We start from the raw sequence: 255 nt of genomic DNA on the forward strand, positions 1-255 counted from the left end.
TGGCAACCAAACTCATATTGGAGCCGATCTTTGAAGCCGACTTTCAGGAATGTTCCTTTGGTTTCCGGCCTAAGCGCGGGGCGAAGCAAGCGCTAGAGCGAATTCGTAAAGCCTGCAACCGCAAAGGCAATTGGGTGGTCGACGTCGACATCCAAGGGTACTTCGACAATATTAACCAAGAGAAGCTAATAAAGCTGGTGGAAATGCGAATCAGTGACAGACGTACTCTCAAGCTTATCCGGCAATGGCTCGAAG

Annotated in this window: 1 pseudogene; it reads left to right on the forward strand. The window is 49.8% G+C overall.

From position 1 onward, the window contains the following. Positions 1–255 (forward strand): annotated as a pseudogene (locus ACZYR9_RS27945) (group II intron reverse transcriptase/maturase); the annotation flags it as partial.

The organism is Paenibacillus sp. F024, from assembly GCF_057814255.1.